The 26592-nt window shown below is 62.2% G+C and carries 25 protein-coding genes and 3 pseudogenes; 12 read left to right on the top strand and 16 right to left on the bottom strand.

Translation table 11 applies throughout. The features are described 5' to 3' along the window. Positions 1-380, top strand: a pseudogene (locus AC5Y5O_RS29935) (aspartate aminotransferase family protein); the annotation flags it as partial. Between the two features lie 569 nt (positions 381-949). On the opposite strand, the gene AC5Y5O_RS29940 reads toward AC5Y5O_RS29935, so the two are convergent. From AC5Y5O_RS29940 to AC5Y5O_RS29960, 5 genes are all read right to left on the bottom strand, one after another. After that, the gene (locus AC5Y5O_RS29940) at positions 950-1228 is read right to left on the bottom strand and encodes a type II toxin-antitoxin system RelE family toxin (RefSeq protein ID WP_330981547.1); all 279 of its coding nucleotides are present in this window, start codon (positions 1226-1228) and stop codon (positions 950-952) included. Further along, positions 1225-1494 carry a type II toxin-antitoxin system Phd/YefM family antitoxin gene (locus AC5Y5O_RS29945; RefSeq protein WP_061559515.1) on the bottom strand — a complete coding sequence of 90 codons (270 nt, stop codon included), beginning with the start codon at positions 1492-1494 and terminating at the stop codon, positions 1225-1227. Before AC5Y5O_RS29945 ends, AC5Y5O_RS29940 begins: the two co-directional genes overlap by 4 nt. Before the next feature lie 450 nt (positions 1495-1944). Next, entirely contained in the window at positions 1945-2448 is a 504-nt protein-coding gene (locus tag AC5Y5O_RS29950) for a S1 RNA-binding domain-containing protein (RefSeq protein WP_500028567.1), read from the bottom strand. 51 nt (positions 2449-2499) lie between these two features. Continuing rightward, on the bottom strand, positions 2500-3918 hold the full coding sequence (locus tag AC5Y5O_RS29955) for a phospholipase D-like domain-containing protein (RefSeq protein WP_342931247.1): 1419 nt from the start codon (positions 3916-3918) through the stop codon (positions 2500-2502). Then, complete coding sequence (locus AC5Y5O_RS29960) at positions 3915-7322, bottom strand: AAA domain-containing protein (protein ID WP_342931246.1); 3408 nt, start codon at positions 7320-7322, stop codon at positions 3915-3917. The genes AC5Y5O_RS29955 and AC5Y5O_RS29960 overlap by 4 nt, the downstream gene beginning before the upstream one ends. Before the next feature lie 522 nt (positions 7323-7844). Here AC5Y5O_RS29960 and AC5Y5O_RS29965 point away from each other — a divergent pair. After that, a complete protein-coding gene (locus AC5Y5O_RS29965) occupies positions 7845-8144 on the top strand; it encodes a hypothetical protein (protein ID WP_330981516.1) in 300 nt (99 codons plus the stop codon). A 109-nt stretch (positions 8145-8253) separates the two neighbouring features. On the opposite strand, the gene AC5Y5O_RS29970 is transcribed toward AC5Y5O_RS29965, so the two are convergent. Further along, positions 8254-8526, bottom strand: coding sequence for a hypothetical protein (locus AC5Y5O_RS29970; protein WP_500028570.1), 273 nt, complete (start codon positions 8524-8526; stop codon positions 8254-8256). Positions 8527-8640: 114 nt separating this feature from the next. On the opposite strand from AC5Y5O_RS29970, the gene AC5Y5O_RS29975 reads away from it, so the two are divergent. Both AC5Y5O_RS29975 and AC5Y5O_RS29980 read left to right on the top strand, forming a co-directional pair. Continuing rightward, positions 8641-8823, top strand: coding sequence for an antitoxin VbhA family protein (locus AC5Y5O_RS29975; protein WP_145010566.1), 183 nt, complete (start codon positions 8641-8643; stop codon positions 8821-8823). An 11-nt stretch (positions 8824-8834) separates the two neighbouring features. Beyond that, entirely contained in the window at positions 8835-9473 is a 639-nt protein-coding gene (locus tag AC5Y5O_RS29980) for a Fic/DOC family protein (protein WP_330981517.1), read from the top strand. A 555-nt stretch (positions 9474-10028) separates the two neighbouring features. Here AC5Y5O_RS29980 and AC5Y5O_RS29985 read toward each other — a convergent pair. The 4 genes and pseudogenes from AC5Y5O_RS29985 to AC5Y5O_RS30000 form a co-directional block, all read right to left on the bottom strand. Next, the gene (locus AC5Y5O_RS29985; RefSeq protein ID WP_330981518.1) at positions 10029-10799 is read right to left on the bottom strand and encodes a sulfite exporter TauE/SafE family protein; all 771 of its coding nucleotides are present in this window, start codon (positions 10797-10799) and stop codon (positions 10029-10031) included. 84 nt (positions 10800-10883) lie between these two features. Next, positions 10884-12068 (bottom strand): site-specific integrase, encoded by a 1185-nt coding sequence (locus AC5Y5O_RS29990; RefSeq protein WP_330981519.1) that lies wholly within the window; start codon positions 12066-12068, stop codon positions 10884-10886. A gap of 376 nt (positions 12069-12444) precedes the next feature. After that, positions 12445-12796: pseudogene (locus AC5Y5O_RS29995) on the bottom strand (helix-turn-helix domain-containing protein). After that, positions 12793-13896 (bottom strand): annotated as a pseudogene (locus tag AC5Y5O_RS30000) (tyrosine-type recombinase/integrase). The pseudogenes AC5Y5O_RS29995 and AC5Y5O_RS30000 overlap by 4 nt, the downstream one beginning before the upstream one ends. A 103-nt stretch (positions 13897-13999) precedes the next feature. On the opposite strand from AC5Y5O_RS30000, the gene AC5Y5O_RS30005 reads away from it, so the two are divergent. Beyond that, a complete protein-coding gene (locus tag AC5Y5O_RS30005; RefSeq protein WP_330981520.1) occupies positions 14000-15082 on the top strand; it encodes a tyrosine-type recombinase/integrase in 1083 nt (360 codons plus the stop codon). 251 nt (positions 15083-15333) lie between these two features. Here the strand turns inward: AC5Y5O_RS30005 and AC5Y5O_RS30010 are convergent, their stop codons facing one another. Then, positions 15334-16314 carry a threonine ammonia-lyase gene (locus AC5Y5O_RS30010; RefSeq protein ID WP_500028578.1) on the bottom strand — a complete coding sequence of 327 codons (981 nt, stop codon included), beginning with the start codon at positions 16312-16314 and terminating at the stop codon, positions 15334-15336. A 56-nt stretch (positions 16315-16370) separates the two neighbouring features. Here AC5Y5O_RS30010 and AC5Y5O_RS30015 point away from each other — a divergent pair, with 56 nt between their 5' ends. Beyond that, complete coding sequence (locus AC5Y5O_RS30015) at positions 16371-17009, top strand: maleylpyruvate isomerase family mycothiol-dependent enzyme (RefSeq protein WP_330981230.1); 639 nt, start codon at positions 16371-16373, stop codon at positions 17007-17009. Between the two features lie 651 nt (positions 17010-17660). Here AC5Y5O_RS30015 and AC5Y5O_RS30020 read toward each other — a convergent pair. Then, positions 17661-18224, bottom strand: coding sequence for a hypothetical protein (locus AC5Y5O_RS30020; RefSeq protein WP_330981224.1), 564 nt, complete (start codon positions 18222-18224; stop codon positions 17661-17663). A 373-nt stretch (positions 18225-18597) separates the two neighbouring features. On the opposite strand from AC5Y5O_RS30020, the gene AC5Y5O_RS30025 reads away from it, so the two are divergent. After that, entirely contained in the window at positions 18598-19605 is a 1008-nt protein-coding gene (locus AC5Y5O_RS30025; protein WP_330981223.1) for a hypothetical protein, read from the top strand. A gap of 279 nt (positions 19606-19884) precedes the next feature. Here AC5Y5O_RS30025 and AC5Y5O_RS30030 read toward each other — a convergent pair whose 3' ends face one another. After that, positions 19885-20142 (bottom strand): hypothetical protein, encoded by a 258-nt coding sequence (locus AC5Y5O_RS30030; protein ID WP_500028580.1) that lies wholly within the window; start codon positions 20140-20142, stop codon positions 19885-19887. Between the two features lie 449 nt (positions 20143-20591). On the opposite strand from AC5Y5O_RS30030, the gene AC5Y5O_RS30035 reads away from it, so the two are divergent. Next, positions 20592-22091: a hypothetical protein gene (locus AC5Y5O_RS30035; RefSeq protein ID WP_500028582.1), complete on the top strand. Its 1500-nt coding sequence runs from the start codon at positions 20592-20594 to the stop codon at positions 22089-22091. A gap of 202 nt (positions 22092-22293) precedes the next feature. On the opposite strand, the gene AC5Y5O_RS30040 is transcribed toward AC5Y5O_RS30035, so the two are convergent. Together AC5Y5O_RS30040 and AC5Y5O_RS30045 are read right to left on the bottom strand one after the other, a co-directional pair. Next, positions 22294-22716, bottom strand: coding sequence for a PIN domain-containing protein (locus tag AC5Y5O_RS30040; RefSeq protein ID WP_330981221.1), 423 nt, complete (start codon positions 22714-22716; stop codon positions 22294-22296). Further along, entirely contained in the window at positions 22707-22913 is a 207-nt protein-coding gene (locus AC5Y5O_RS30045; RefSeq protein ID WP_330981220.1) for a DUF2191 domain-containing protein, read from the bottom strand. Before AC5Y5O_RS30045 ends, AC5Y5O_RS30040 begins: the two co-directional genes overlap by 10 nt. A gap of 157 nt (positions 22914-23070) precedes the next feature. Between AC5Y5O_RS30045 and AC5Y5O_RS30050 the strand changes: the two genes are divergently transcribed. Further along, on the top strand, positions 23071-24273 hold the full coding sequence (locus AC5Y5O_RS30050; RefSeq protein WP_330981219.1) for an XRE family transcriptional regulator: 1203 nt from the start codon (positions 23071-23073) through the stop codon (positions 24271-24273). Between the two features lie 84 nt (positions 24274-24357). Here the strand turns inward: AC5Y5O_RS30050 and AC5Y5O_RS30055 are convergent, their stop codons facing one another. Then, positions 24358-24852 (bottom strand): hypothetical protein, encoded by a 495-nt coding sequence (locus AC5Y5O_RS30055; RefSeq protein ID WP_330981218.1) that lies wholly within the window; start codon positions 24850-24852, stop codon positions 24358-24360. 125 nt (positions 24853-24977) lie between these two features. Here AC5Y5O_RS30055 and AC5Y5O_RS30060 point away from each other — a divergent pair, with 125 nt between their 5' ends. The 3 genes from AC5Y5O_RS30060 (at position 24978) to AC5Y5O_RS30070 (ending at position 26563) form a co-directional block, all read left to right on the top strand. Continuing rightward, entirely contained in the window at positions 24978-25376 is a 399-nt protein-coding gene (locus AC5Y5O_RS30060; protein ID WP_330981217.1) for a VOC family protein, read from the top strand. Positions 25377-25514: 138 nt separating this feature from the next. Then, positions 25515-25802 (top strand): hypothetical protein, encoded by a 288-nt coding sequence (locus tag AC5Y5O_RS30065; RefSeq protein WP_330981216.1) that lies wholly within the window; start codon positions 25515-25517, stop codon positions 25800-25802. Between the two features lie 260 nt (positions 25803-26062). Beyond that, a complete protein-coding gene (locus AC5Y5O_RS30070) occupies positions 26063-26563 on the top strand; it encodes a thiol-disulfide oxidoreductase DCC family protein (RefSeq protein ID WP_500028586.1) in 501 nt (166 codons plus the stop codon). Positions 26564-26592: the final 29 nt, after the last annotated feature.

The raw sequence follows: 26592 nt of genomic DNA on the forward strand, positions 1-26592 counted from the left end.
CCGCCGCGCCCGGGCGGTGCCCATCTACGCCGCCATCCGATCACCGGGCCGCGCCGGTGTCGCCGAATTGATCGAACGTAACTGCGCCCAAGCCCGGCGCATGGCTAAGCGGCTGGCGGCCATCCCCGGCGCCGTCGATTGTCAACGACGTCGTCCTCAACCAAGTGCTGGTGCGACTTCCAGGCGGAGATGACGCCAACCGGGCCGCCCTGTCTGCCATCCAGCGCGACGGAACCTGCTGGCTAGGCGGGATGATCTGGCAGGGCCAGTGCGTACTGCGGATACCGATAGTGAACTGGGCGACAACCGACGACGACATCGATCGTTCAGCTGCGGCTATATCCTCTGTGGCACAAACCGTTCTGCGCCCGAAGGGCTAAGCAGGTCGGCCTTGAAGGCGTCTTGGGCATCGGCGTCGCCGAGCTCCATGCTGCACCGGGACAGTGAATACCTCCGTGCCGAAGTCTATAGGAGAACCGGGCCGCAGACGACTAATCACGTTGCGTGCCCGGCCTTTTCGGGCCGCAGGAGCAGGGCTTCAACATCGGCTGGAACTAACAGTTGGCGACAGCACGCACTGAGGCGCCGGCGTATCAGGGACACCGGCCCCGAGCAGACACACTCTGACCGTCGGGCGCGGCGTCAGCCCGGCGTCCGGCTCTCTCCTGACCACACAGACGGAATCATGGATCCGCTGCGGCCTGGAATGTAGCTCAGCGCGGCATGGCGAATCACCGTGCACCGCCGCCAGGAAACGATTCCTCTCGCGCTTGACCGACTCGTCGTTGGCCCCGGCCTCAATCAACGAAGCCAAGTCGGAGCAGCCCACCAGCTACTTCGAGGGTGCGGCCATGATCCCGACATCGTGGTGCTTTCGGGGTCGGTGCTGCGCGTTCCGTCACAGTGACGGAACGCGCAGTTGGAAGGGGGGGTCGGCTCGTGACCAAGGTTATCGGCGGTAGACGTGCGCACGGTGCTCGATGCGGCCCACATAGAGCACGTTATCGTCGGAGAGGACCCGGAAGGTCACCCGGTAGTCGCCGCGCCGGGCCACCCGCCAGCCCTCGAACTGGAAGCGAAGTGGTTTGGACATCGGCAAGGGATCGGCGGGCAGTGCGACCGTGATGAATTCGGCGATCGCCGCTGCAACTTTGTGCGGTAGCCGCTCGAGAGCTCGCGCCGCCGCAGGTGAGAGTTGAACTGACCAGGCGTCGTCGTTTTCGGTCACTGCAGACCGTAGCGACGACGAATGTCGTTGCCGCTGACCGTGTTCCCGGCCGCGTAATCAGCGTCGGCCTGGGCTAGTTCGTCGGCGAGACCGGGGGTTCCAAGTGCATGAAGCGTCTCGTTGAGAGAGTCCAAGTCATCAGCGGACATGATGACCGCGGCGACGCGACCGTGCCGGGTGATCTGAATGATCTCGTGTGTCGTGTCGGCTTCGTCGACCAACGCCGACAGTTTGTCCTTGGCCTCTGAAAGAGGTACCTGCTTCATACCGCGATTATAGCCTGAATTATAGCCTGTGACCAGCCTGATTATTAGCCGATAAGCGATCTTATGGTCAATTAAGGCGAGCCAGCAGGGACGCGTGACCGCACTTCCTGCAGCCATCAACGCGCAGCCAAAGCCCCAAAGACGCACGGGCACGACCCGGTGACAACAACAAGAATCAACAGCCCTGCCGACAAGAAGTCGGCATTCGCTGTGATGGCCTGGAGGCCCCCGGTGAGTAGTCAATACGTCACTGTGACGTTTTTGTAAGGGGCAATCCTGCTGCACACCATGCTATTTCGCACGTTTCATGGATAATCGTCATTATCCATGAACAATGTCCAGATGGCTGGGGTGCGGCTTGACGACTCCACTTGCCTGGATGCTGATGCTGCGTGGTGGTGGTGGTCGCCGGCCAACGACCCCTACCACCACAACCAGCAGCCCGCGTCGTCATACTGCCCTGCAGGGATGCGGGGTTAAGTCGCTCGGATCTCTCACCGGCATTGCACCCCAAAACCTTTGACTAGAAGCTCTCGGGGGCGGTACGGCGTATCGGTGTCCCCTGACGTCTAGGCGTGATGTGGCTTTTGTGGTGATCGGGGGCGTCCGTCGACACTCTTGAGTTTCAGCGAGACCCGTTCGCGGTCGATGTCGACGTCTTCGACGATGACTACTACGGTTTGGCCTAGTTGGACAACCGCCGATGGGTGGTGAACCTGTCGTCCGAGCTTTGAGATATGGAATCAGGCCGTCGAGGTTGTCGCCGAGACTGACGAACGCCCCATAGTTTTCGAGGTTCTTAACGACGCCCGACACGGATTCTCCGACAGTGATGTTGCTGAGCGCTTGTCTTCGGGCCGTCTCGCGGTTGCTGGCTGGCGCCTTCTTGCGTCGTTCTCGTCGCCGTGCTGTGGGCGGTTGACTTTGCGTCGCGTCTGCCGGGGGTGATCCCATGGTCGCCGGTGAGTCTGTTCTGGCTGTGAGCGGTGCGGGCTGAAATGCCGGCTACAGGTCCGACGGTGTGGAGGCATTCGACTTGATTCTAGTGCGGTACTTCGCCGGAAGCGTTCCGACCACTTCCAGGGCGAGTATGCAGTTCTCGGACATGTACTTGTCGTAGGCGTGGTCGGCCAGTTCCTGGTTTTGGACCAGGTCGCCTTCTTCGTGTCGGAACTGGCGCGACGGGGTGCCGCGGAAGGACAGCCAGTTGAAATTGGTTTTGATGTAGCAGCCGTCGCTGACGAGGACCTTTGCGACGGTGTTGGGGATTCTGACGATTGCCAAGCGGGTGGAGCGGCGTGCGGCTTTGTGGAGCCTGTCCACGGCGGTCTCGTCGGTATTGGTGTTGTCGCTGTGCCCCCAGAAGATGGTTACGTCGGCGGTTCGGGCGAGCTTCTCCACCCGATCGACCCACCGTTGGTCGACGACGCTTCCGGTGATCCGTGGGCTGATGATCAGCAGTCGGTGCTGCGAGTTCGAGACGGCGTCGTTGAGCCAGGTGGGGTGCTCATAGACTCCGAGCCAGCGGATCTGTGCGCGGTCGAGTTGATTTCCGTCAGTGCCTGTTTCGTTGCTGTCGAGGGCGGTCTGCAGAGCGATGACTTCGTCTCGGCCCAGGCGGTCGGCCGAGTCGGTGACGGATTCGTGGACCTCGTCGGCGGGGGCTGCGGTGATACGCAGACGGTCGACGGCGCCGATCTTTTCGAGGGCGGCTGCGTGTGGCTCGCTCCACGTGCCATCGACGTCGACGCCCAACCGGAGTTCGTTGGTGTCAAAGTTCTTGTAGATCAGCAGGATTGCACCGTAGTAGTAAACCGCGTTCTCGGTGACGCCGCTGATGCCGAGGATGTGGATTGGCTCGCGCCGGATGTCCAGCGCAGCGGTCAGGGCGTCGACGTTGAGTTCGTGCAGGCCGACGGGCATGGCGCTAGCCGGCGGCAGAAGGATTCGTGCCGCATTGGATTTCGCGACGTGGGTGCGGGTCAGCGCTCGTTTGTTCCACGGGGTGACCGTTCTGGTCAGCCGGTCATAGACCACCGGGACTGTGGCTGGGGCCGGTCTGCGCAGCTGCGCGTCGCGCGCGGCGTCGCGGCCGGCGTCCCTCAGTGTGAGGCGACGCAGCGCGCCTTCGGGTGGCGGCCGGTAGTCGATGTATTCGGCATCGAGGAGGCCGGCTATCGCGCGGAGGATGTCTCGATCATCGAGTCCAAGGAACAGTTGGAGGTCTTCGATAGAGTCGAGCCCGTTGAGCATGGCCCGTAGCGCGTATTTCTGCGCTGCCTCAAGTTCTTCGGTCTGTTCGACGAGGACGTCGAGGGTGAGCGTAGACGCTGGGATCGCGGCTGGTTCGGCGGCCAAGAGGATGTGGCCGGGCAGGGTGTGGGCGTACTTGCGCGCGGCGTCTGCGTAGACATCTCTACTCATAGCGTGTGCACCGTCGCATTGTCGGCGGTGCTGATGTGGTGCAGTACCTTTTTGAGCGGGCCAGGCTGGGCTTGGCAGAACTCGGCATCGCCTACGATCCACAGGATTTCGCGGGCTCTGGACAGCGCGACGTTCATCCGTCCTTCATAGGGCTCGCCAAGGAAGCCGAGTTCGCCACGCAAATTGCTTCGAGTCACCGAGAAGATCACGACGTCCGATTCTCGGCCCTGCACGGCGTCAACGGTTTTGATCTGAACGTCGACGTTGTCCAAGCGGTGGCCGCGACGCAGGGCGCGTTCAATCTCGACGCACTGTTTCCGGTAACCGCTGAGGATGAGGATCTCAAGCTTGCCGCCGTCGGTGCGATGGTACTTGCCCAGGCTGGCTCCGGCGTTGAGGCGGTGGACGAGTTGGCAGACCTGTTCGACCTCAAGCGTATTCGCCAGGCTGGAGTCACCCGCGAAACGCGTCTCCTCGTGGCGGGTGCTGCGGTGGCTTGTCGAGAACCAGATCACGCGTTCGTCGTCGTCGATGGTTTCGGCAGCCACTACTGCCACGGGGTCGTGGATCAGGCTGCCGCCGTAGAAAGTGTGCGAGATGAGCTCACCGATCGGGGCGGCCATCCGGTGCTGGGTCACCAACCTGGCACGGCACTCCTCGGGCACTTCAGCGAGCAGAGTGTCGAATAGCGAGGTCGACAAGAACACCCGGTCGAGGTCATAGGTTTCGACGAGGTCATTGTGTTCGCGCCCGAGTACTTCTTCCATCATCGGTGGCAATTGTTTGGGATCGCCGACCATTACCCAACGCTTCGACCGGGTCATCGGGACGAGCAGTTCGGCCGCCGTCGCACGCGAGGCCTCGTCGATGATGCATAGATCGAACTGCATCTCCTGGATGTTGCTGTTGGAGAGAAAGCCCATACACGTTCCCGCGACGACACTTTGGGTTGGCAGGAACATCGGTTCGGCGGCCTTGGGGTCGTTGAGACTCGACAACCAGTCACCTTGGGTTGCGACCAATTGATGCAGCCGCCGACGTTCGGTGTCAGGCTCACCGAGCAGCTGCGTCACCAGGCCGGCCAGCTGCTGCTCGTCCGGCTTGGCGGCCACCTCTACCCCCACCTCAGCGGCCATCGTCTGTAGCGACGACAACACCTCGTCTGCGCGTTCGGTCGCGCGCCGATAATCAGCGAGCAGGCTCACCCGTTCTTCGGACAGCTCTTCGTTGTCTAGCCGGTCCTCGGCGGTCAGCGGGCCTACCAGCGCGGCGGTCGTGTCGCGCTTGCGCAGCGCGGACAGTGCTTCTTCGGCGCGCAGCGCCAGAGCCAGATGCTCAACTTGGACGCCCTCGCGTTGCGCGAGTTCGGCCATTCCTTGGGTGGCGCGCTCGGCGATTGCTTGCGCCCAGGCTTGGAGCTTGTTGCTCAACAGGAGGTGACTTGCCTCGGGGTCGACGCGGTCGTCGTTGCTTGACAGCCTCACGACTTCGGTGACTCCCGATCTGAAGAGCCGGGTGATCGCGTTATCGATCGCGACGTGCATCTGGCTGACCACGAGTACCTTGTCCTGCGGCCGGGAGGCCAGGTATTGGTTGACGAGTTCGCAGATGAAGGAAGTTTTGCCGGTGCCTGGAGGCCCTTCGACGAGGAACAAATCGGTTGATCCGAGCGCATGGGATATCGCAACCTTTTTGTCGTCATCCAGATCAGCGGCGCGTGGCGTAAAGGCCACCGGTTCGGGGCGTTGCACTTGGGACGGGTCGAGGACCAACTCTCGCAGGTGCGGCCTCGCTGCGCTCCCGTCACGCAAAGCGGCCAGCGCGTCTTTCTGACGCCGGATCGCCACACGTGATGGAGTGCGATCTCGCACCAACTCGCCCTCGCGCGGCACGGTGCCGCCGCCACGGCGAGTGGTGACGCGGACGGTGACGTCCGTGCCGTCGATGTCGACGATCGTCACCGGTGTCCCCTTACCCGGCGCCTCGTCTGTCGCTCGGGCGACACGGTCCTGGTCCAGGACCGCCGTGGTGGGCGGGCTGGCGGCCTGTAGAACGATCTCGTGGCCAGAGCCCCCGAGGTGGGTATAAGTGATGGGCTCCTCGAGGCGCTTCTCCAGTTGCTCCTTCGCGTCGATAAGTTTTGACCAATTGTTGAGCCGCGCATGCCTATAGCGGTCAGTGGTACGGTCTCCGGAGTCCTGGACGGCTTTCTGCAGAATCTGACTGATCTCTTTGGTAGCCAACGCCGTTTGAGTGGGATTGGCCGGCCGACGCGCGGTCCAGACCCAGTCTCGACCATCCAGCAGGACAGCCTCGTCGCGTTTGCGCCAGGTCGCGAATTGCTCGAAATCACCGATTTCCGCGCGTTTGGCGACCAGCTTGTAGTCATTGTCGAAAGTAAGGACGAGCTGGACTTGGTCGCCGACCAACCGGAACTCTTCGGCTGTCAGCTCAGAACGCCCGTCCGGCAACGTTTTCAACCGCGGGACAACGTAAGTCGCCGAGCCAAGGCATCCGTCGATGACGGCTTCGGCGCTGCGCCCGCCTCCTTCTGCTTCGAGTGCTTGCCGCGCTGTCGTCGTCAGTTCGAACGCGATTTCCCTGCGCCGGTGCCATTTCGCGCTACGCGCTGTCTGAATTGCCTGCAGTTCAAAATAGAAGACTTGGCCGTCAGCGGGCCGATTAGCGGGATTGGGATCGAGTGCTCGGGTGAGAAGGTCCACCACTTCCGGTGGTGGGTCGGGATCGACGAGCGCTTGGGCGATGTGGTGGTAGTCCTGAAACTCCTGTTGGGTGACGCATTGCAACAGCGTGGCCGCTAGGCCGTACACGTCGAATCGCGTCGATCCGCGGGAGGCTTGATCGGGCGGCGCCCACGGCCCGGACGTCGCGCCGAGGACGGTGGCATCGCGTACCCCGGCGATCTTGTTTTTGATTTTACTGAGCGCGAAATCGGCTAGAAGTGGAGTTTTCCCATCCCACAACACATTTGCGGGTTTGATGTCGCGATGGAGTACTGACAGCGAGTGCGAATGCGCGAGCGCTGAGGCCAGGGGCAGCGCAACGGACTCAGCGACGTCGTCCCATCCGGGTGGCTCGGCGAAACCTGTTAACCAGGTCTTGATCGTCTCAGGGACCCAGTCGAGGATGACGTAGTAGAGGCCGCGGGCTTGGTCTATCCCGCTGTCGCGGAGCGCCAAGATGTTCGGGTGGCTAAGCGTGCGCAGTGCCGCTGTTTCGCGTTCGAAGTAGATGCGGGACAGATCATCGGATGCCGCAGGAATGACTTTGACCGCGACAGTGCGACCGGCCTGCTGGATGTCGGCGGCCTGGAAGACGTCACCCTGGCCTCCGGCCCGCCGCGTGTTCGCGATCTCCACGTACCGCTCAGCAATCACCTGCATCCAAAGTCCCCGTCCGCTCGACCGGACAGAGGATACTGGCTACTGCCGACAGAGCCGGGCGAACGCGCAGCCACTGCCCGGCAAATGTCGATCCGCGTCTCCGCGGGAGCATCGTCGCCTAGCACCGAGAGCGCGTGAGCAGCCATCACGAAATGCGGGCTGGAGCGCGGCGTGCGCGCCGGCTGTCCCGATTCGTCGATGTAGGCGCGATAGCCAGGTTGGGCCACGTGGGTGAGGCTAGACCTCTCACCGGACAGTAGAAACCGGCTGCTGTGCGTGCCGTGTGGATGGTTTGGGGGTAACTCCGTCTGTCGGCAGCAACAGCTTGTGGATGAATCACAAAGGTGTCATGGTCGGTGCCCTCACAGGCGGTTACCCTGAGAGAGCCGACATGGCTATCTGTTGCGCACCCCGAAGCCGCCAGAAGCTAACAGTTTTCGATGGTGTCTCAGCTGAACTCTTGCATCACGCCGCCGTCTGGACAGGACAGTTGGTTGCACCCCGGTTTCCTACGCTTCTGACATGACATTCGAATGGACACCCGAACTCCAGCTCCAGGCCGCGCAAAACGCCCTCGCCTACGTCTCTATCGTCCAATTCAGTCGAGCGACCAATGACGCCGCCGGCCGCGACGCAGTGCTCACATCGGTGCTCAACGACTTCACCGACGCAGGCGTCTCGGAGGAAGACACCATGTCCCAGCTGTTCTCGGGGCTGGCCACAGTCGCGAACCTCGCCGTGGAGGTAGGGGCCAGGAGGTCCGGCGTGAGCCCCCAGGCCATTCTCGAAGAAATGGGTGCGCTTCTTGCCGAGGTGGGCTAAACCCGCGCTGGCCACGAGAAACCGGCCAGGAGGACCTCGGCCACCACATTGCCGATGACTGCCGACTATGTCGGTGCCGAGCCACGAGCCCTCTGTCTGTGCCCGCCCATCAACCGCTGGTCTTTGCAGCACAGACGGACCAGTTAGTCGCCAGTGCGGAAATGACGACAACAGCATTGAGACGAACGAGCACGGACAGGCGCGCACGATCCCGAAGCCAGAGGACACCGCCGTCGTCGATCCCGTCGGCCGACTCGTGACGTGAACAGCAGAGCGTCGGTGAGCGCACGGTCGCGCCGGCAACATGAAGGCTCAGGTATTCGATATCGGCGACGCCGGATAACCCGGTCCCGCAGCTACGCCGTACGACATCAGCGCGCATCCTGTGCCAGCGTTGATGACCGGCTGGCCACCTGCACGCCGCGTGCCCGCGCTTCCATCCGATGTCAGCCGCGTCGACTATCCTGGAGGGACTCCATGGAAGGTGGTGTTCCGAGTGACCGAGCTGCAGAAGGCCAAGCGCCGGGTGAAGGCCGTGCGGGCGATCCGCCGTAGCACCGAACTTGAAGGTTCCCGCAGCACCAACGCCACGCGCGCCGACCAGGTTGCCTACGCCCGTGGAACCATCACCGCCGCTGAGCTGCGCGATCGCGTTCGGCGCCGGTACAACCTGACGTAACCGAGCCTGGAGTGCCGCATCCCTGGGATACCGGCGATCTCGAACAGAATTGGCGGGGCTATTTCATTCCTGGCACGAACGTTCTGAGGAATCGTGTCGGTGCCCAGACAACGGAGGCGCTGCGGGACGCGGAGAACGATCTCGTCGAGGCACGGGTTATCGAACTTCGCGAGGCCCCCGAAATTCTGGGTGACCGTACATATGATTTGCCGCACCTGCGCGCGATCCACCGTCAGCTCTTTCAAGACCTGTACGTCTGGGCGGGTGATCTGCGGACAGTCGGCATCGAGAAGGGCGGAGAGTCATTCTGTCCCCCGGGCAGCATCAACCAGCCGATGACTCATGTCGCCGCTGAGGTCCACCGGCTCGACCGGCTCAGGGATGTTCCCAAGGCTGAGCTCGCCCGCACCGTCGCCTACCTGTACGACTACGCGAACTTTGCCCATCCCTTTCGCGAGGGCAACGGCCGCTCCACCCGCGAGTTCTTTGACCTGCTCCTCTCAGAACGCGGCGCCGGCCTCGACTGGCAGAAGACCGACCTGACCGAGTTGCACAGCGCATGCCACGCCGCGCGAGCCGAATCCGACCTCTCAGGGCTGGCAGCGATGTTCGCGAGAATTCTCGACGCTGACCCTGCATACGATTTCTGATCGGGCAGGGCGGCTGCCTAGCGTTTTGACTCGACCGCCGCTCGTGGACCTCGGCAATAGCCACGGATCCAGCCGATGCGGCGGCCGTCGCTGAACGCTGAAAAGTGTTGTCGCTGTTAGTGTCCCTTCAGTTCTAGGTCGAAGGGTGATCGTCGGAGTAGCAATGAGATGCTTCTGATCCTCGCTCGGCTCGGGCGGGGTAGCCCTGGACGACCTGGTGGTGATGCGCAGGGCCGAGGAGTCGCGGCCTTGGCCCAGATCGCTCGGACACTCCCCCGCCCAGCCGACACGCCCCAAATACCGGTAACTCTCCATATTCGATTGCGTCGTATTCGACTGTCCTGCTCGGGCTGAGTCGGGTCTTCTCGGCGCGGCTTGCTTGCCTTTTGCGAGCGATTGGCGTTGAACCAGAGCCGCTCTGAGACGACAGCGCGGCACGGAAGCCGTTATTTGCCATGGCTTGTCGTCGCGGGTGTGGAAGCACCCAGAAAACTACCCTGGCAGGGCGTCTTGAGGGCTCTGGTGCTCGCGCTCCGCGGCTTCCTCGTCTGTGGGTTATTGGACCGCTTGGATCACGTAGAGAGTTGCGGTTGCGATGGCTGATATGCCGAGGCCCACTTTGAGGATTCGTTCGGGTAGGCGTGGTTGCAGGCGTGCGCCCAGGTAGCCGCCGATGAGTCCGCCGGCGCCGGCGACGAGTCCGATGGTCCAGTTGGGTGTGATGTGCTGTCCTGCGGTGGCGAGGGCCAGAACGACGTAGGTGATCGCGCCGGCCGCCGAGGTGACGAAGGTTGAGACCAGGGTGGCGGGTGCCACGATGGCGATCGGCAGCCCGCGGCCTACCAGGATGGGGCTGAGCAGTGATCCGCCACCGATGCCGTAGATCCCGCCGATCACGCCGACGGCGGTGGCGAGCGCTACCGTGGAGTAGCGCTGTGGTGGTGTTGCCGGTGGCGAGGCGGTCCCTTGCTTGCTCGGGAGGCAAAGCCAGATCCCCAGTGGCAGAAGGAATGCGGCCACCAAGATACGGAAGGCTTGTGATCCGGGGATCAGGAGTACCCGGATCACCGCACCGATCACGACTCCGGGCAGCGTGCCGATGAGCAGCACCGTGGTCAGTGGACTGTTTAACGGTGCCTGGGCGCGGTAGCGGGCGAGCGCTCCGGGGATCGCCACGATGTTGAACAAGAGATTTGTCGGTGTGACCGCGGGGCTGGGAACGTGCAGAACGGTGAGTTGAATGGGCAGCAAGAACACGGCGCCGGATACGCCCACCGGAGCGGTGAGGACCGCCACCCCCAAGCCAGCAACGAAGCTCAGGAGCATGACCCCGGCTATATCCACCACTGCACTATCACGACGCGGTGCTGTCGTGGCCAGGGTTTCGATCAGCGCCTTGAGGAGCGGCCGTCACACTCCCCCCGCAGCCAAATGAGTACAGCCGGTGGACGCGTCCTCGGCCATTTCGGCGGTAGCGTGTTTAGCGGCTGTTTTGGTCACGTAGCGGGCCCACGGTTGGGCTGCGATCTCGGCATGGAGCTGTGCGGTGTTGTAGCTGTAGCCGAGTAGTTCGGCAACCAACGGCGGTGGCGCTGCCACCACGAGGCTCTGCAAGGCGGTATTGCGTGCGCCAAGCAGATCGATGCCAAGTCGTGCGAGCCGTTCCATGATCATCTGCGGGCCGAGATGCCGACCGGGTCGCACACTCGGAAACAGCCACGGGCTGTCCGCCACCCCGCCTGCCGCTCCGAGATTCGGCCGGCGTCGCATATGGTTGGCCAGCATGTCTGCGAAGGGCCGGGGTACGGGGATCGGTTCTTGGCCCAGCGAGATCCGGACTTCGTTTTCCGTGGACGCGATTGCCGATGTCGGGAGAGCCGCGATCTTGGTCAGGGGCTGGGCGAACAGCAGCAGAAGGATTCCGGCGACACGGTAAGCCAGTGATTCGGAATCTCCGTGAAGAAGTTCTCGAAGCCATGCCAGACGCTGCTCTTCGGTGAGCGCGCGGCTGGGGGGAGGCTGTCGGTGGGTGATCTGCACGGAGTTGTTCAGCCGGGTTTTCTTGGCCCAGGCGAGCAGGTTTCGGACCTTGAGTCTCGTGGTGGGACCCGATGCGAGCCATTCATCGACGTCCTGTTGCCGGCAGGTGGCCAGGGTGCGGCAATGTGTGTTGTGCAGCCAGGTAAGGAACTTGATCGCCTCGGTGATCTCTTGTTTGGCGTATCGCGCGGCCGCAGTAGAGCTTTGTCCGGGAACCGACGCCTTGCGTAGCTGACGCAGGTGATGCCATGCGGCGAATCGTTCCACCGCGCCGCGCACCGATGGCTCGGTCACTGCCTCGAGTTTCTCAGAGAGCCAACGCTCGAAGCGGGCCAGCGGTTCATCACGCGCAACCAAGATGCCGGCGTGTTCGAGCAGGCTCCGTAGATGGTTGGTCGCTTTGTCCGCGCCGGCTTCGTCGAGGCCCTGATGGGTCAACGCGATCTGCCCGGAGGCCAGCCCCATCAGCAGTTCCTCGACTCTAGGCGAACGCTTCCAGCTCAGGATGCTGGCGGGACGGTCGACGCGGCACAATGCGTCGACGATCGGCACCATAGCCTCTGGATCGTGGGCGCCGTCGATTATCAACGCGGTCAGATCCTCGCGAAGGGCGCACCGGGAACAGGTTCGGCGGCGGTAAAAATCGCCTTCACCCCCGCAGCGTCGACAGATGAAGTCTCCGGGAATTCCTGCACACGCCAAACAGATCGGTCGGTGGTCGACATTGTCGGCTCGGCCGGGCAGCACACCGTTGTGACCGCATCTCGGGCAGACCCCGCGTGTGCGCATCGCAGTGTAGAAACAGCTGTAGCACAGTTGCTCTCCGGGCCAGGACGCTCGGCACTGGTTAGCCATCCGCCGACACCGGCTGCAGCGGAACTGCCCATCGGTAACTAGCGGGCGCCCCGGTTTGGTTGAGCGCCGGTTAGGGCTAATCGTCATCGCTGATCACCCTTGCTCGGCGAGGACGCACCGCTTTATTGAGCTCGACCACGTTGGGCCTCGGCACTGTCGGCGAGCTGGCGGACGCTGTGCGCCGGCGAACGTCGGCCGCGGTCACGGTAACGAGGTCCTCCCACGCCGCAGCCCAAGATATCGCACAGTGCGGCGATCATCTGCAGTGAAACCCGTTCGGGGCGTTGATGAACCACGCGATACACCTGTGGTCGTGACAGTTGGATGCCCCGTTCGGCAAGAAGGGGAATGAGGTCGGTACTGTTGTGCATCCCGCGAGCGGCCATCAGCTCGGCCAATCTCCAGGTGTAGTCGACTCGCCGTTTCATGAGGTCTCCTCGCCTAACGAAAGCGCCTCCTGGATGGTGGTATCCAACACCCGGCGCAACGTGCTAACCCGGTAGTCGCTGGATACACAGGTATACAGGGACGTCGTGCTGGCATGGTCGTGACCCATTTGGTCCTGGACGAACTTGGCATCCCAGCCGTCTTCGATCAAGTGGGTGGCATACGAGCGGCGCAACGAGTGCAGATCCAATCCATCTGCCAACTCCAGATCCCGACAATACCGACGGAACCGACGCAGCAGCGTATTCTCAGCGACCAACGTGCCTCGCTCGCTGGGGAATAGGTCAATCCCATCGGTCATACACCGCTGGCCGTGGGCAAGCCAGTGCCCGATCACCTCGGGAGTCCATGTGAAGACCGTCAGGACACCGCGCCGCTTGTGTGGGGATCCCTTCTTTGCTTTGCCGTAACGGACCTGGACAACGCCGTAGCGGCCGAACTCCCGGGCGTGGGCGTTGCGGGAGAAATCCACGGTTTGAAGATGGCGCAGTTCGTTGAACCGCAGCCCGTAGGAGTAGGCGACCTTGAACATCGCAGCATCCCGGTAGGCCGGCAGCCAGCCTTTACGCGCTGAGGCCGCGATCAGCGCGACCTGGTCATCGGCATGGTCGAAGAAATCTTGCAGCTCTCGTTTGGTGAACGCTCGCTTCGTCGGGGATTGCTCGTTGTCCTGCACGTGGACCGCGGTGTTCTAGTCGAAAAACACCTGAGCGGGATGCGTGCCGAACCGCTGTTCGCACACCCGATCCCGACCGTAATCGGGATCGCTGACATAAGAACAGAACAATCGCAACGCATTTTGATAGCCACGCACAGTCGACTGTCTGCGTCCCTTGACCGACCGTAGGTCGCTGAAGAACTCCTCGACCAGAGCCGGCGTCCACATCCACGGGTACTCGTTGGTGTGCTCGACGAAACGATGGACCAGGCGGACTCGTCCCGCGATCGCGTCATGGTCCAGGTTGCGGCACATTTGCTGGTTGCGCCAGCCCTCGAGCATCTCGTCGACGGTCTGCGCCTCCGGATGCAGCAGGGGAACCGACCCGACGACGTGTACGCGACCACTCTTGTCGAGGGGCAAATCGGCCTCCTGCTCAGTCTCATCTGATGATTCATCTGATGAAAACGGCGTACTTTTTCATGGATAACCACTGATATCCACGAAACGCTGCCATGCTGAGAGGGTGCCTGGAACGACGCCGCAACCGAACGGATCCCCTATCGCTTACCCGGGATGGTTCAACGACTTCCTGGCTGATAGCGCGATCCGGAAGCCGTCACCGCACACCGCGAAGGCCTATCGTCAAGACTTCGAAGCGATCGCCACGCTCGTGGCCGGCTCGGCCGAAGATGTGCTGCAGCTCAAAGCGACCGAGATAAACAAGGCGACTCTACGTGCGGCGTTCGCTGTTTACGCCGAAACCCACTCTCCCGCCTCGATACGACGCTGCTGGTCCACGTGGAACACCTTGTGCACCTTCCTGTTCACAGCGGAACTCCTCGACGCCAACCCCATGCCGCTCATCGGACGGCCGAAAGTGCCCAAGTCCCTTCCGAAGAGCTATCGCACCGAAACTGTCACCGACCTGGTCGCCGCGATCGATGCCGAGCAGGGATCCGCGCGACGCAACGACTGGCCCGAACGCGACCGCGCCATCGTCTTCACCTCCCTCTTGGCCGGCCTACGGGCTGAGGAACTCATTTGCGCAGATATTGGCGACATCCGCCGTACCGACGACGGCGGCGGCGTCCTGCATGTCCACGGCAAAGGCAACAAGGACCGCCGAATACCTTTCAGCAGAGAGCTTCTCGACGTTTTGGAGCAGTATCTCAACAGCCGCGCCTCCCGCTTTCCACAGGAACGCAAGCGCTCACCGAGCGCGGACGTATTCGCCAGATTCTCTGTGAAGGCTCCGCTCTTTCTCGGGGCCAACGGTGAACGGATCACACGCGGGACGCTGCAATACCGAATCCTGCGGGCCTTCAAGAAAGCCGGCATCAACAGCGAACGATCATCGGGTGCTCTGGTGCACGGGCTGCGCCACACCTTCGCCACCGAACTCGCCAATGCAAATGTGAGCGTCTACGCGCTAATGAAGCTGCTTGGCCACGAATCGATGATCACCTCACAGCGCTACGTCGATGGCGCCGGCGCCGACACCCGCTCCGCCGCCGAACTCAACCCGCTCTACGGCCTCCTATCCTTAATCGAACGCGAGTCTGAGATGCCAAACACCGAGGACGCCAAGAACTCTCGTGTTAGATAAGCTATCTTATGTCAACTAAACTGCGCTATGTTCGCTATCATGTTGTGCGCCACTATCTTTCACATCGCGAGTTATGCCGATAATTCGGCCGCCTGCTACGTTCTCTCGTAAGAGTGGCCGAGTCGCCAATCCTGCAGCAGGCAGTGACGGCACGAGAATCGACTCATCACTGGCCGGCAGCGGCGAAGACGAGGATCGACATCGGGGGCAGCCGGACCGGCACGTGCCGCTCCCCCACCGGGGGACAGATGTCAAGGCCTGTGGATGGCAGCCGCATCGACCCAGCGGCAGTAGGCGTCCATGTCGACGTTGCTGCCGCAGACGATGGTCACCACATGTCGGCCCGCGAAGCGGTCGCGGTCTTCGAGGATGGCGGCGATGCCCAGCGCGGCCGCCGGTTCGACGACGAGGCCAGCGTCCTCCAGAAGTACCCGCATAGCGGCGATGATCGATGCTTCCTGGACCAAGACGGCGTCGTCGCCGACCAGGAGGAGGTCGTTGAGGACCTCCGGAATTGGACACCGGCCGGCGACAGCGTCTGCGATGGTGTCAGTCGAGTCGGTAGTGACAACGTGCCGCTGACGCCATGAGCGTGTCATCGCCGGTGCGCCGGCCGGCTGAACACAGATCACCTCGACGTCGGGCGCGAGGGCCTTCATCACATGCCCGATACCGGTAGCCAGCGCTCCTCCCCCGAGAGCGATCAGCACAGCGTCGAACGGCGACACGGCCTCCACCAGTTCCAGGCCAATGGTCGCCGCGCCTTCACAGGTTTCGATGTCCAAGCTGTCATCGAGCAGCCCGATGCCGTCATGCCGCGCGATGGCTGCCGCCCGGGCACGGGCCATCTCGTTATCGCCGTCCACTAACTCCAATCTCGCGCCCAGTGCGCGGATGCGATCGAGCTTGACCGCAGGTGCAAACCGGGATGCCACGACCGTGACCTCGAGACCCCTGGCGCGACCAGACCAAGCCAGGGCTTGCCCGAGGTTGCCCGCGCTGCCACACACCACCGCGGGCGAGCCCTTGTCGGCTAGCTGGCTCGCGACGACCTCGGTGCCGCGCGCCTTGAAGCTGCGGACTGGGTTCGCGGTTTCGAGCTTGATGCTCACCGTGCACCTGAGGTCGGGTTCCAGCGCCTCGCAGCGGTACAGCGGCGTGTCGAGAAAAATCGGGTCGATCGCCCGACGAGCCGCACGGATCCGGGCGGTGTCGAGGCGCGTCTCCTGCATAAAACAGCAGCGTAGCGGCGCCGGCCTGAGTTCGGCCTAGAGTCTTTCTTGTGCGATTGGACCGCGAGCGTGTCTTCACCGCGGTCGCGAACGAGCGGCGCCAGATCGCGACACTGATCGAGGGCTTAGACGCGGCACAGTTGGCAACGCCCAGCCTGTGTTCAGGCTGGGATGTCAAGACCGTGGCCGCGCATCTCGCCGGCTCTGTGGCCGATGGTTTGTCGGGGGCCATGTCGATGGCTTTGCGTCGCGGCAGCCTGGCCCGCGCGATCGATGAGCTCGCATGCCGTCGTGCGCAGTTGCCGGCCGCCGACATCGTTACCATGCTGCGTCAGCGCGCCAATTACCGCTTAAGTCCGCCGGTGTTCGGGCCGGTGGCCCCCTTCGCCGATATCTTGATCCATGGCGGCGACATCCGGATTCCCCTCAGCCTCCCATTTGCGCCCGACCTCGAACAGGTGGGGATTGCGCTGGATTTCCTGACCGGGCTATGGCCGTTTGGCTTCGTGCCCCTGGGCCGACTGCGGGGCATCTCATTGCGCGGCACCGACATTGATCGGTCCTGGGGTAAGGGGGCAGAAATCCGTGGGCCCGTGTCAGCCTTGATGATGGCCGTTAGCGGCCGCACCGCACTGCTGGACAACCTCGACGGGCCTGGACTGCCTGCGTTGCGCCAACGGCTGCAGTCTGCCTGACCGCTCTCCCCTCGCCCATCATGCGGGAGGAATACGGCGGGATCGAATATGGCGGGTTACCGGTAACCGGCTCACTATTCGTTATTGTGTTGTGCACCAATATATTTCGCGTCCGATCCGTTCGCCGATAACTCGGCGGTACGTACCGCCACCCAACAGCTTCTGGCCGCATCGTTCGGGTACCCGGTACCGGTCGGTAACGCCGCACGCTGGGGCGCGACGCTCCCCGGTCTATCGCGGACCGACAATGGCGCCCGGACCCGGCGCGATGTTGTCCATGGTCGTCCTTAGGGGACGCAGGAGCGTTCATGGCTATAGCCATAGCGACTACCCTCGTAGCCGGGATAGTCAACGCCAGCAATGAGATTGACAACCAGTGAAACTCGAGACCAAACGCACCCTCGCGTTCGCAAGTTGTCGCAACACCCGTCGCCAACACCAAGCAGGTGATTGCGGCGGGCCACTTCTCCCGGCTGGGAATACGGCCGATTCGAATAGGGCGGGTTACCGGCAATCCGCTGCACGAAACTAGGAATTCGCTTCAATATCCTGCCTGGCGTATTTCACGAAGAGATTTATGCTCGCGGTAAGTCTGTCCGTGTACTCAAGTGTAGGTTGGTCCACATCCTTCGAGTTTTTAAGTTTCAAACTTTATGACAAAGCATGGTTGTAGACATTTGTCCCGCCGTTCACTACGTCGATCGAGGCGCTGACTGTCAGCGACGAACCGACTAGCCTGATGGCAGCTAGCTTGGTACGTAAGGTGTTCAACTGGCTTTCAGCAGCTTTCCTCAGTGGCTCCGCGGCATTGTCATCAATTTTTTGATTGACGACACTGAAGGCTATTGCTCCCTGATATTTGAATCCTGCGTCCTGCAAGGCTGAGGCTGCGTTAATGAAATCCACAAACTGAGTCTGCTGCTGATTACGGCGAAATTCCTTTGCTGATTGGATGCTCGCATTGGTCTGCCCGTTGAATGCGACGACGAGCGTCGTTACGTTGGCTGCAGCCGCTACGCCGACCGCCACGACTAATCCAGCAATAGAAGTCCATCGATGCGGCTGTTTTTCGGTCTCGGCGCGCTCGGCTTCGGCCTGCTGCCGTGCCGCTTCGTGCGCTTCGTCGTCCAAATCGACCGCCTCACCGCGCGTGCTGGAATGTAACCGCAATCGTGCAGTTGAACGAATAGAGCGCTTGGCAGGTGGCTGTGTCATTCGCGGAAGCTATCGCAAGGCTTGTCCAAAGTCATGACGTTCCACCAAGTTGGCTTCTCATGGCCGTTGGTCGACAAGTTGGCGCCCATCGAGAGCCGCTCACGATTGCAACGCAGCAACCCGGTTGTGGGCGTTGAGCGAACGGCTGGGTTCGGCATGGCAGCTTTTCCTTTCGGCTCGAGGCGAACGCGTGATTGAGCTCGCCGCTGCTTAACGTAGAGAAAAGGGGTGCAGGAGAGCCTGCCCGGCGGCACGTTCCAGCATCGCCGCACATCGTTGTTTGACGTACTTCGCTGCCTCGATCGCCATCACGGCCGCGGTCGCCTTCGTCAAAGCGCCCGCAATTTAGCAGGCAGTGACCTATGGTCGGCGTGTGGCGCCAGTCGAGACGCGCGTGGTCGAGGGCTACTACGAGTGCCCGGTCCAGTTCACCGTCGACATCGCGGCTCTCGAGGTGGAGTACTCAGCGGTCGTTGCAGGTGAAGCCTTGATTCTGAGGCTGCCATCCGCCGACGGAGTCAGTCGGTCCCACGATGAGCTGTCGGGGCCCCCGTGGCACTATTCAGAACGCGAGGACTTGCTTAGCAGCCGACCTGAGATGGCGCCGTTCTGGGGTCGCATCGTGAAATGGACGGAAGACTTCAGCACGCCGAAAGCGGCTAACATCCGCCGGATCGGGATCTCACTGGCGGTCGACGGAGACGACGACTCCGTGCGCGACACTGGCCGCAGAATCGCTGAAGCCATGTCTGCATGGTGGGTCGCGGTAAGCGCCTGGGTCGAAGTGCTGCACGGTCAAGATTTGTCCCGACTGGGGCCCGTCGAACCAGGAATAAAATTCAGCGGTACCACGCTGTGGTCGCGGCTCTACACTCTGCATTCCCACCCGGTCCGCGACGGCGCAATCCTTCCGGTCGGGTCAAGTTCCTTCGGCGTGGTGTGGCCGAACTACACATCAATTGACGCCCGACAACTGCAGCTCTGCATCGACCACGCGCAGCTCCACGGACCGCCACCCGCTGAATGGCTGCTCATTCGCGATGCGAATTCCTTGTGTATGGGGCAGGATTACCGGCGGGCAGTGCTCGATGCTGGCTTGGCCGCCGAACTTGCTGTCACTATCCTTATCCGAACCCACCTCGCCGCGGCCAGCCACCCCGATATTGACGGCGAGCTGCGCGCCCATTCGATGCTCGGCCGACTGTGTGGTTACTGGACACGCGAGTGCGGCGGAACCCTACCTCTGGATTATCGGACTCGGCTCATTGAGCGACGAAACGCGGCCACCCATGCAGGTTCTCACTTGCCGGAAGCCGACGTTCGCGACGCGATCACCGTCGCCCGAGAAATTCTCGTCCAAGCAACGCCGCTGCCAGCATAAGGGCCTCGGAAGTCGAATCTCCACCGATATCCCTCGGTCTCGCAGCTTGCTACCACGCCCGAAAGCGTTGCCCTCATGAATAACTGCTTCGGCGGATGCACCGCTGACCGCGTTTGCCACTCATGATGATCCCCCTGACCGCGGCCGCTCAAGCAGTAGGGAATTTCGGTCGCTGGACCGGGTCGCCGTTGACGTAGCGCGGTCAGCTGTTCTCGGGAAATCTTTGAAGAAAAGGAGGCAAGCAAGGCACGAACACCCAACCGACGAAGGTCGATTCGGCTAACGCTGCTCCCTAGCCCACCGGCGGGCACTTTCGGCGGACTTCTGGAAGGCCTCGTCCAGGGTCCTCCCTCTGGCTTTGTGGGGTCCGGTAATAGCATCGTCGTGCAACCGCTCTGACCCGTCACCCTTAGTGCGGTCGTAATAGCGAGTTACGAAAACTTCGAACTGATCACCTCCTGGACCACCGATAGGCGGGTACTCCTCATAGTCGAAGTAAAAGTCGAAGCCATTCTCGCTGACCTCTGCGTTCATCATCGAATCAGTCTATCGAGCCGCCCCTGGCGAGAGTGGTTTGCGACCGCTGTATCACACCGCACAGCAAAAGAGCGGGACACTCAAGTTGGTCGGAATTCCGTATGAAACGAGCCGGTCAGATCTTGTCCCTTGAATCCATCAGCTGCCGCTGGGTCCGTCAAGATCCGAAGCGATGAGACGCCGACGCCGATCCGCCAACTCAAATGAGACTGGCCAGCCCCATCGTGTCTCGATCAGGCCGGCGCTCCCCACCACGCGACCGCCAGATCCTCTGAGACCGGGCAGTGACCCTCACCCGTCGCCGCGATTAGTCTTGGTCAAAATGCCTTGATGCTTGCATCCCACGGGGATACCGCGCACCATTGCGCACCCGGCACAAACCATCGGGGCACAGTCACCGGCCCCCAGCGCGGCGCCGTGCCAGACACACGCAGTGCAATGATGATCTCGTGACCGACCAGGACGGCTCAGAACCCGAACCGGCAACCGCCCCTATCTATCCCGTTGCTGCAGTGATCGACACATGCTTCTTCGGCGCCGGCAACTTCAAGCCCGATCACGTCGAGAAACTCGCCGACCGCCTGGCACGCCGGGACGTGAAGCTGTGGATTCCCCAGCAGGTCATCGACGAGTGGGCCGTCCACGCCTTCGAAGCGTTCAAGGAGCTGCAGGCCGCGTACACGAAACTGGGCGATCTGACCATCGCCGGGGAGCCACCTGCACCCCTGGCAGCCCGTGACGTCGCGGCACACATCGACCAACTGTGCCGCGCAATGCCCAATGTCGAGGTCCTGGACCTCGACGGGCAGTGCGCTGTCGACGCTATCCGCGACCAGGTCCTCGGCGAAGGCGCCGGCGGACGCAGCAAGGATGGCACTCGCACCGGCGCGGTCGACGCGTCGATCGTCCGCGATGCGCTACGCCGCGTCGACAACGATCCCGACCAGATTGTATTTCTCACCAAAAACTACAAAGACTTCCGGCCAGCGGTAAATGCGTTGCGTCACAGTGACTTTCCTTCTGCAAATACCACCCACCAGTTGTTCGGCAAGCTCTCGCCTCCCGTGCACCCGCAGCACTCCGTCGACACCGCTCGCCGACTGATCATTGATGAGCTCCTTGAAAGCATCACCGAGGCCGCTGCGGCAGATGACCGCCACGGCCCGCCGCCAGCCTGGATCGACGTCGACGACATCGCAGTTGACACAGTGGACACCGACGACCGGCGAAAGTTCGACGAGATCATCGACCCCACTTTCGAACTCGAGCCGGCCGCCGCACTCGTCGATGTTGCCGGCGTCTCGCTGCAGGTCATGGACGAGGGCACCGACCTGGTCTCCTACACCGTCGTGCTCCTCGCCGACGTCCGCGCCGAAGGCTACGTGATCAACAACGACGGCAACACCGTCCACGAATGGATGACGCTGTACGACAGCATCGTCACAGTGCCGTTCGACGCCGACATCGTCGACGGCAAACTTCTTCAGCCGCGCCAGTCCGACACCGCCACCGCCCGAGGCGGGCACCAAAGGTTCGCCGATGAATGGGATGCTTACCAGGATGTGTGGGAGACAATCACAGACTGGGCAGGCATCACTGCTACGCCAGCGAATGGCGAAGCCCTGCCGACATCATTCGAACTTCGCGGACCCGATGGCCAACGCATCGACGCAGAGGTCTCCGGAGGATCGATCGCCAGCGAATGGACGCTCGAATTCACCAGTCCCGAAATGGAATTCAGCACCGAGATTTCCAGCGTGTACGACCCCAATAGCCGCGCATGGCTCGGCCGTGAGGACTCGTTTGACGTGTACCCGCCGATCTCATTGGTCTCCGGCGCCCACCGCTCCAGGCCGGGACCGTACCCCGCCCTGGCACTCGTGTGGCAGTACCTCGTCGACAGGAAGAACCAACCCGTCCCGGAGGACAAGGAGACGCGTGAACCGTAGCCGGATCGCATTTTCCTCTTGCGCTGCGATCATCAATGACGCCACCGCAATCCCGCGGCGGACCCCAAGAGGATGGCGTAATTCTCATGGTCTGTCCGGCGCGGCGCAATATGCAGGAGTTGAATATGCAGAGTTGTCAGTAGAGCACTGCATATTTGTGTTGCGGCCCAGTGTATTTGAAGAAGTAGTGGTAGTGCAGTGCTCAGATGGTGCCCCGCTCGAGAACCCATTGGTGTCGAAACGGTAGTACTTCTGCAGCAATCTCAAAGTCGGTGTCATAGTGGATCAGCGTCACGTCATGGGCATCGGCGAGGGTGGCAATCAGGAGGTCGGCCATGCCGACAGCACGGTGGCGGCCAGTGCTTGCCAACTGTCGTTGCGCGCCGAGCGCCGTCTGCCAGTGTTCGTCATTGGTTGGCAGATATTCGTACGCCGCACGGCGGTCTGACCAGAGTTGTTCATAGTCAGCAGGATTGCGGGCACTGTAGAGCGCCTCGGCGTCGAGTTGAGCCGTGGTCGCGACCAATCCGGCCTCAATGAGTGGGGCAAGTCGAGCGGCGACCTCGGGGTGCGTCATCCGTGCTGCTGCACTGGTATCGATGAGGTGCCGAGCGATCAACGCCACACGTCACCACGTTGATCGGGATCAGCCATCTCCCCTAGACCGCCGGCCCGCAACCATGCAACCTGGCGTGCGCGAGCAGAAGATGCTGCCGCTTGCTGCAATGCAATGCGCACCGTGTCCGATACGCCGGACGTCTTAAGCTCTTTCTGAGCGGCAGCCAGTAGGTCGTCGTCCAGATCGATCAGGCGCTTTGTCACCTATCAAGCCTCCACCCGTATATATCGAATGTTGACTCAGTATATACCCACGTTTGAGTGGGTGCGAGAACGGAAGTTGCCATACTGTCAAGTAGCACTTGGTAGTATGGCAAAGCACTACTTGACTGGTTGCGGCGGTCGGAGAATACTGGTCGGTGTGGCAAGCCCCCGCCTCATCGAGCTGATCGACCAGTACAAGAACACGCACGGCGTCAGCGACGCCGAACTGGCCCGGCGTATCGGCATCACGCGCGAAAACCTGCGCCTGTGGCGAGTCAACGGCGTGCGGGGCCTACCTGAGCGTGACAATCTCGCCGCGGTCGCACGCACCATCGGCCAACCCTATCGCCAGGTCCTCTCGGCGGCGCTGTTCGACATCGGTTACCTGACCGCGCCAGAGACGACGGATCCCCGCCCGTACAACGAAGTGCTCTACGACGCCATCGCCGCCTTGACCGAAGCTGCCCATCTGACGAATCAACCTGTGCGCCAAACCAGTTCGGGCCAATGGGAACCCGATCCGAACCCCCGCGCGGCGCTGCCGATCGACTGGGCCGAGTTCGTCACCCACGCCCTAGCGGGCGCCGCGGCGAACATCGGAAGCACAGAGCAGATCCTGGCGGGCCGGCCCGGGTCCTGGGAGGCCGAGAGGGTACGCGAAACACTGCAGTCCACGGTCGGTGGTGACGACGAACACTTGCTGCAACACCGCACCGAACCCGTCAGCATCGACTTCTGGGTGGAAAGCATCCTGCCCTACACCAATGACACCTCTTACGACGACTACCGCGACGCGGAACTGGAACTTGCCTCGCGCGGAGAAGCCATCCCCGAACCCGATGACCTGCCCCCTGGCCCCTTCACCCCCGAGGACCCGCGCATCGCCGCCGTGGACTGGATCAGCGTCGACGACAACGGCTATCTGTGCGTCGAAGCCAAAGCGGGCTGGGGCGACGATCCCGCCGACATCGCGCTACTGACCGAACTAACGACCGAGGCCCAGAACAGCCGACCTCCCACTCCGGGAGAAATCGCTTACGACGAAGCCCACGAAGCCATCGCGGACCTCAGCGACGCGCTCACGGCACAAGAACGCCGCGAGCACAGTGACTACGCCGAACACCTCACGAACGCTGTTAAGGCTCGCCTCGAGGTGCTGAACCTCCCCACGCCGGTCATCGTCAACATCACCGTCGCCCCCGAGGGCGTCCACTCCTCCTACGACTTCGACGACCACGCACCCGCCGCATATCCGCGCAACGCCATCGCGGCGGCGATCGACGACGCGATCGCCCACACCCCTACTCCATCGGCCCTGCCTGGCACTCCCCTAGATCGCCTCGGTGCGGCTCAGCCATAGCGCGGCCATGGGTCACGGGTCTTCGCCCGCCCGGTTCGTCGCCGGCCCGTAATCGACGATCTGATTTCAGCCGTTCAGGATCGGTCAGTCGGTGCGGACGTTTTGCGTGAACCACTCGCCGCGCGCGGAGCGCCAGCTGACTCGCACAGCGAATCCAGGTCGATCGGAATCAACAGATCTGACCTCCGCATTCCGCGTTCCTCGGTGGGCGCCGACCAAGATTTGACGTTTGAGTCGGTCGTCGGCGCAGAGATTCACGTAGCACGGATGTCCCGACGATGACGACAGGCGATTGGTGCTATAGGGCGGAACGCTCTGGGCTGTCCCGATAACTCGGTCCCGCGCCGTCACGCTGACTTCGTAGGCGGTGTCCTCCCCCATGTTGGCGACGTAGGCATGGCGAGGGTCGGTGTCCCACCGACCGACCTGCCAGCTCACCCTCGGCCGACGTGCATTGTCGGTCGAATGAGGTTGCCGTTTAGACCGTCGTTGGTAGACGACGAAGAAGACGAGCAGGACGGCCCACACGGCGGTGATCACCGCTAAGACCAGGAACGGGACCATCATCGGATCCGCCATAAACGAATCGTAATCCGCTAGCCAAGGTTGGGTAACACCCTTACAGACGTCAGACCTTGCTACGAGTCAAGTCGAGGGCGCAGCTTCTGCGCATTGACTATGTGTCGTCAAGCTATGTTCGGCAGATGCGCATCGACCTCATGGCGATCGTTGTCAAGGAGTACGACCCCGCCATCGCATTCTTCGTCGACTTGCTTGGGTTCGAGCTGGTCGAGGACTCACCGGCTTTGACCAATGACGGCCGCCCGAAACGCTGGGTCGTGGTGCGTCCGCCCAGGGCCCAAACTGGCATCCTGCTCGCCCGTGCAGACGGTGATACACAAGCGGCTGCGATCGGGCAGCAATTCGCGGGCCGCGTCGGGCTCTTCCTCCGGGTCGATGATTTTCAGGTCGCATATGACCGGATGGTCTGCGGCGGAGTTGAATTCGTGACCGAGCCCCGCGCAGAGCCGTATGGACGTGTGGCGGTCTTCCTCGACATTGCTGGGAACCGATGGGACCTCCTTGGACCGGAGGGCTCGTAGCCAAACGGTGGCGTCCCGCTACGAGCAGGACTCAATCATGGTCACCAGCAACTTGCTTTTCGGCAAAGCGCACACGTTCAGGTGAACCTGTGCGTAGCGCGGTCGAAATGCGGCTTTATCGCGTGCGAGGATCGGGTGGTGAAGCAGAGGTCCTATGTGTTGCTCTGGTGTCATCCGGGTATGGAGGAGGCCTTGATCGCCTACGAAGATTCGGTGCTGAGGTGGGTGAGCGAACATGGCGGCACGGTCCTGCAGCGGGCACGCAGTGACGGTGCCGAGGGTCGGCCGCTGGAGATTCAGTTGTTCGAGTGGGCATCTCAGTCCGCGATGGACGGCTTTATGGCCGATCCACGCAGAACAGCGCTGGTAGCGGATCGCGATCGCGCTATCGCCCGAACCGAAATTGTTCCCGTGCAGTTCGTTTGATCTATCAGTAGCTATCAGTGCTGATACTGGGGCATTAATTGAGTATTGAGGTACGAGTGCCGCTCCCCCGCCGGGGCACTGATGCCTCAAAGTCTTTCGGGTCGCATGCTGTTCAGTTCGTGGGTAGTGGTTTCTGTCGTTGCCGAGAGGAAATCCGGGCAGCCATCGACGACGCCACATCGACCTAGGTCGAATGCCGCTCTGCGGCGCGATTTGCAATGATGGAGTAGGCGATATCGCTTCCTCGGGGGGAGGTTCACGTGAGTGCGGTACAGAGCCTGCCGAACGCGCCAGTTCTGCTGTACGACGGTGTGTGCGGGGTCTGCAACAGCGCGGTGCGCACCCTTCTTCGCTATGACCGTCATGGAACGCTGCGATTCGCCTCTCTGGGCAGTGACTTCGCTCGCGACATCAGGTCCCGCCACCATCAGCTGGAGGGCGTGGATTCCGCCGTCTACGTCCGCAACGCGGGACAGCCAGACGAGACCGTGGATATCCGGTCTGCAGCGCTGCTGCAGGTCGCTGCCCACCTCGGAGGGTGGTGGAAATTGGCGCTGGCGGCATACGTGATTCCGCCGGCGGTGCGCGATTGGCTTTATGAGCGCTTCGCGGCTTTCCGTTACCGCATCGGCGGCCAGCATCACACCTGTCCGATCCCGACGGCCGAGGCGCGCACTCGTTTCCTCGATGCGACTTACCAGCTGGAAGCGCTGATCAGCACTAGTACAGTTCTCCCTGACCATCGTGGCCAGCTCGGTTAGGTATCTCGATGCGCCTGCCCGCCTTGCCG

The organism is Mycobacterium sp. NGS40, from assembly GCF_059812735.1.

Excerpts from the sequence above, each read along its gene's own strand:
- AC5Y5O_RS30010 (WP_500028578.1), bottom strand. The coding sequence starts at position 16,314 with ATGCAGGAGACGCGCCTCGACACCGCCCGGATCCGTGCGGCTCGTCGG.
- AC5Y5O_RS30020 (WP_330981224.1), bottom strand. The coding sequence starts at position 18,224 with ATGACACAGCCACCTGCCAAGCGCTCTATTCGTTCAACTGCACGATTG.
- AC5Y5O_RS29955 (WP_342931247.1), bottom strand. The coding sequence starts at position 3,918 with ATGAGTAGAGATGTCTACGCAGACGCCGCGCGCAAGTACGCCCACACC.
- AC5Y5O_RS29965 (WP_330981516.1), top strand. The coding sequence starts at position 7,845 with ATGACATTCGAATGGACACCCGAACTCCAGCTCCAGGCCGCGCAAAAC.
- AC5Y5O_RS30060 (WP_330981217.1), top strand. The coding sequence starts at position 24,978 with ATGCGCATCGACCTCATGGCGATCGTTGTCAAGGAGTACGACCCCGCC.
- AC5Y5O_RS29950 (WP_500028567.1), bottom strand. The coding sequence starts at position 2,448 with ATGGGATCACCCCCGGCAGACGCGACGCAAAGTCAACCGCCCACAGCA.
- AC5Y5O_RS30055 (WP_330981218.1), bottom strand. The coding sequence starts at position 24,852 with ATGGCGGATCCGATGATGGTCCCGTTCCTGGTCTTAGCGGTGATCACC.
- AC5Y5O_RS30030 (WP_500028580.1), bottom strand. The coding sequence starts at position 20,142 with ATGATGAACGCAGAGGTCAGCGAGAATGGCTTCGACTTTTACTTCGAC.
- AC5Y5O_RS29970 (WP_500028570.1), bottom strand. The coding sequence starts at position 8,526 with ATGCGCGCTGATGTCGTACGGCGTAGCTGCGGGACCGGGTTATCCGGC.
- AC5Y5O_RS29960 (WP_342931246.1), bottom strand. The coding sequence starts at position 7,322 with ATGCAGGTGATTGCTGAGCGGTACGTGGAGATCGCGAACACGCGGCGG.
- AC5Y5O_RS29945 (WP_061559515.1), bottom strand. The coding sequence starts at position 1,494 with ATGAAGCAGGTACCTCTTTCAGAGGCCAAGGACAAACTGTCGGCGTTG.
- AC5Y5O_RS29985 (WP_330981518.1), bottom strand. The coding sequence starts at position 10,799 with ATGCTCCTGAGCTTCGTTGCTGGCTTGGGGGTGGCGGTCCTCACCGCT.
- AC5Y5O_RS29990 (WP_330981519.1), bottom strand. The coding sequence starts at position 12,068 with ATGGTGCCGATCGTCGACGCATTGTGCCGCGTCGACCGTCCCGCCAGC.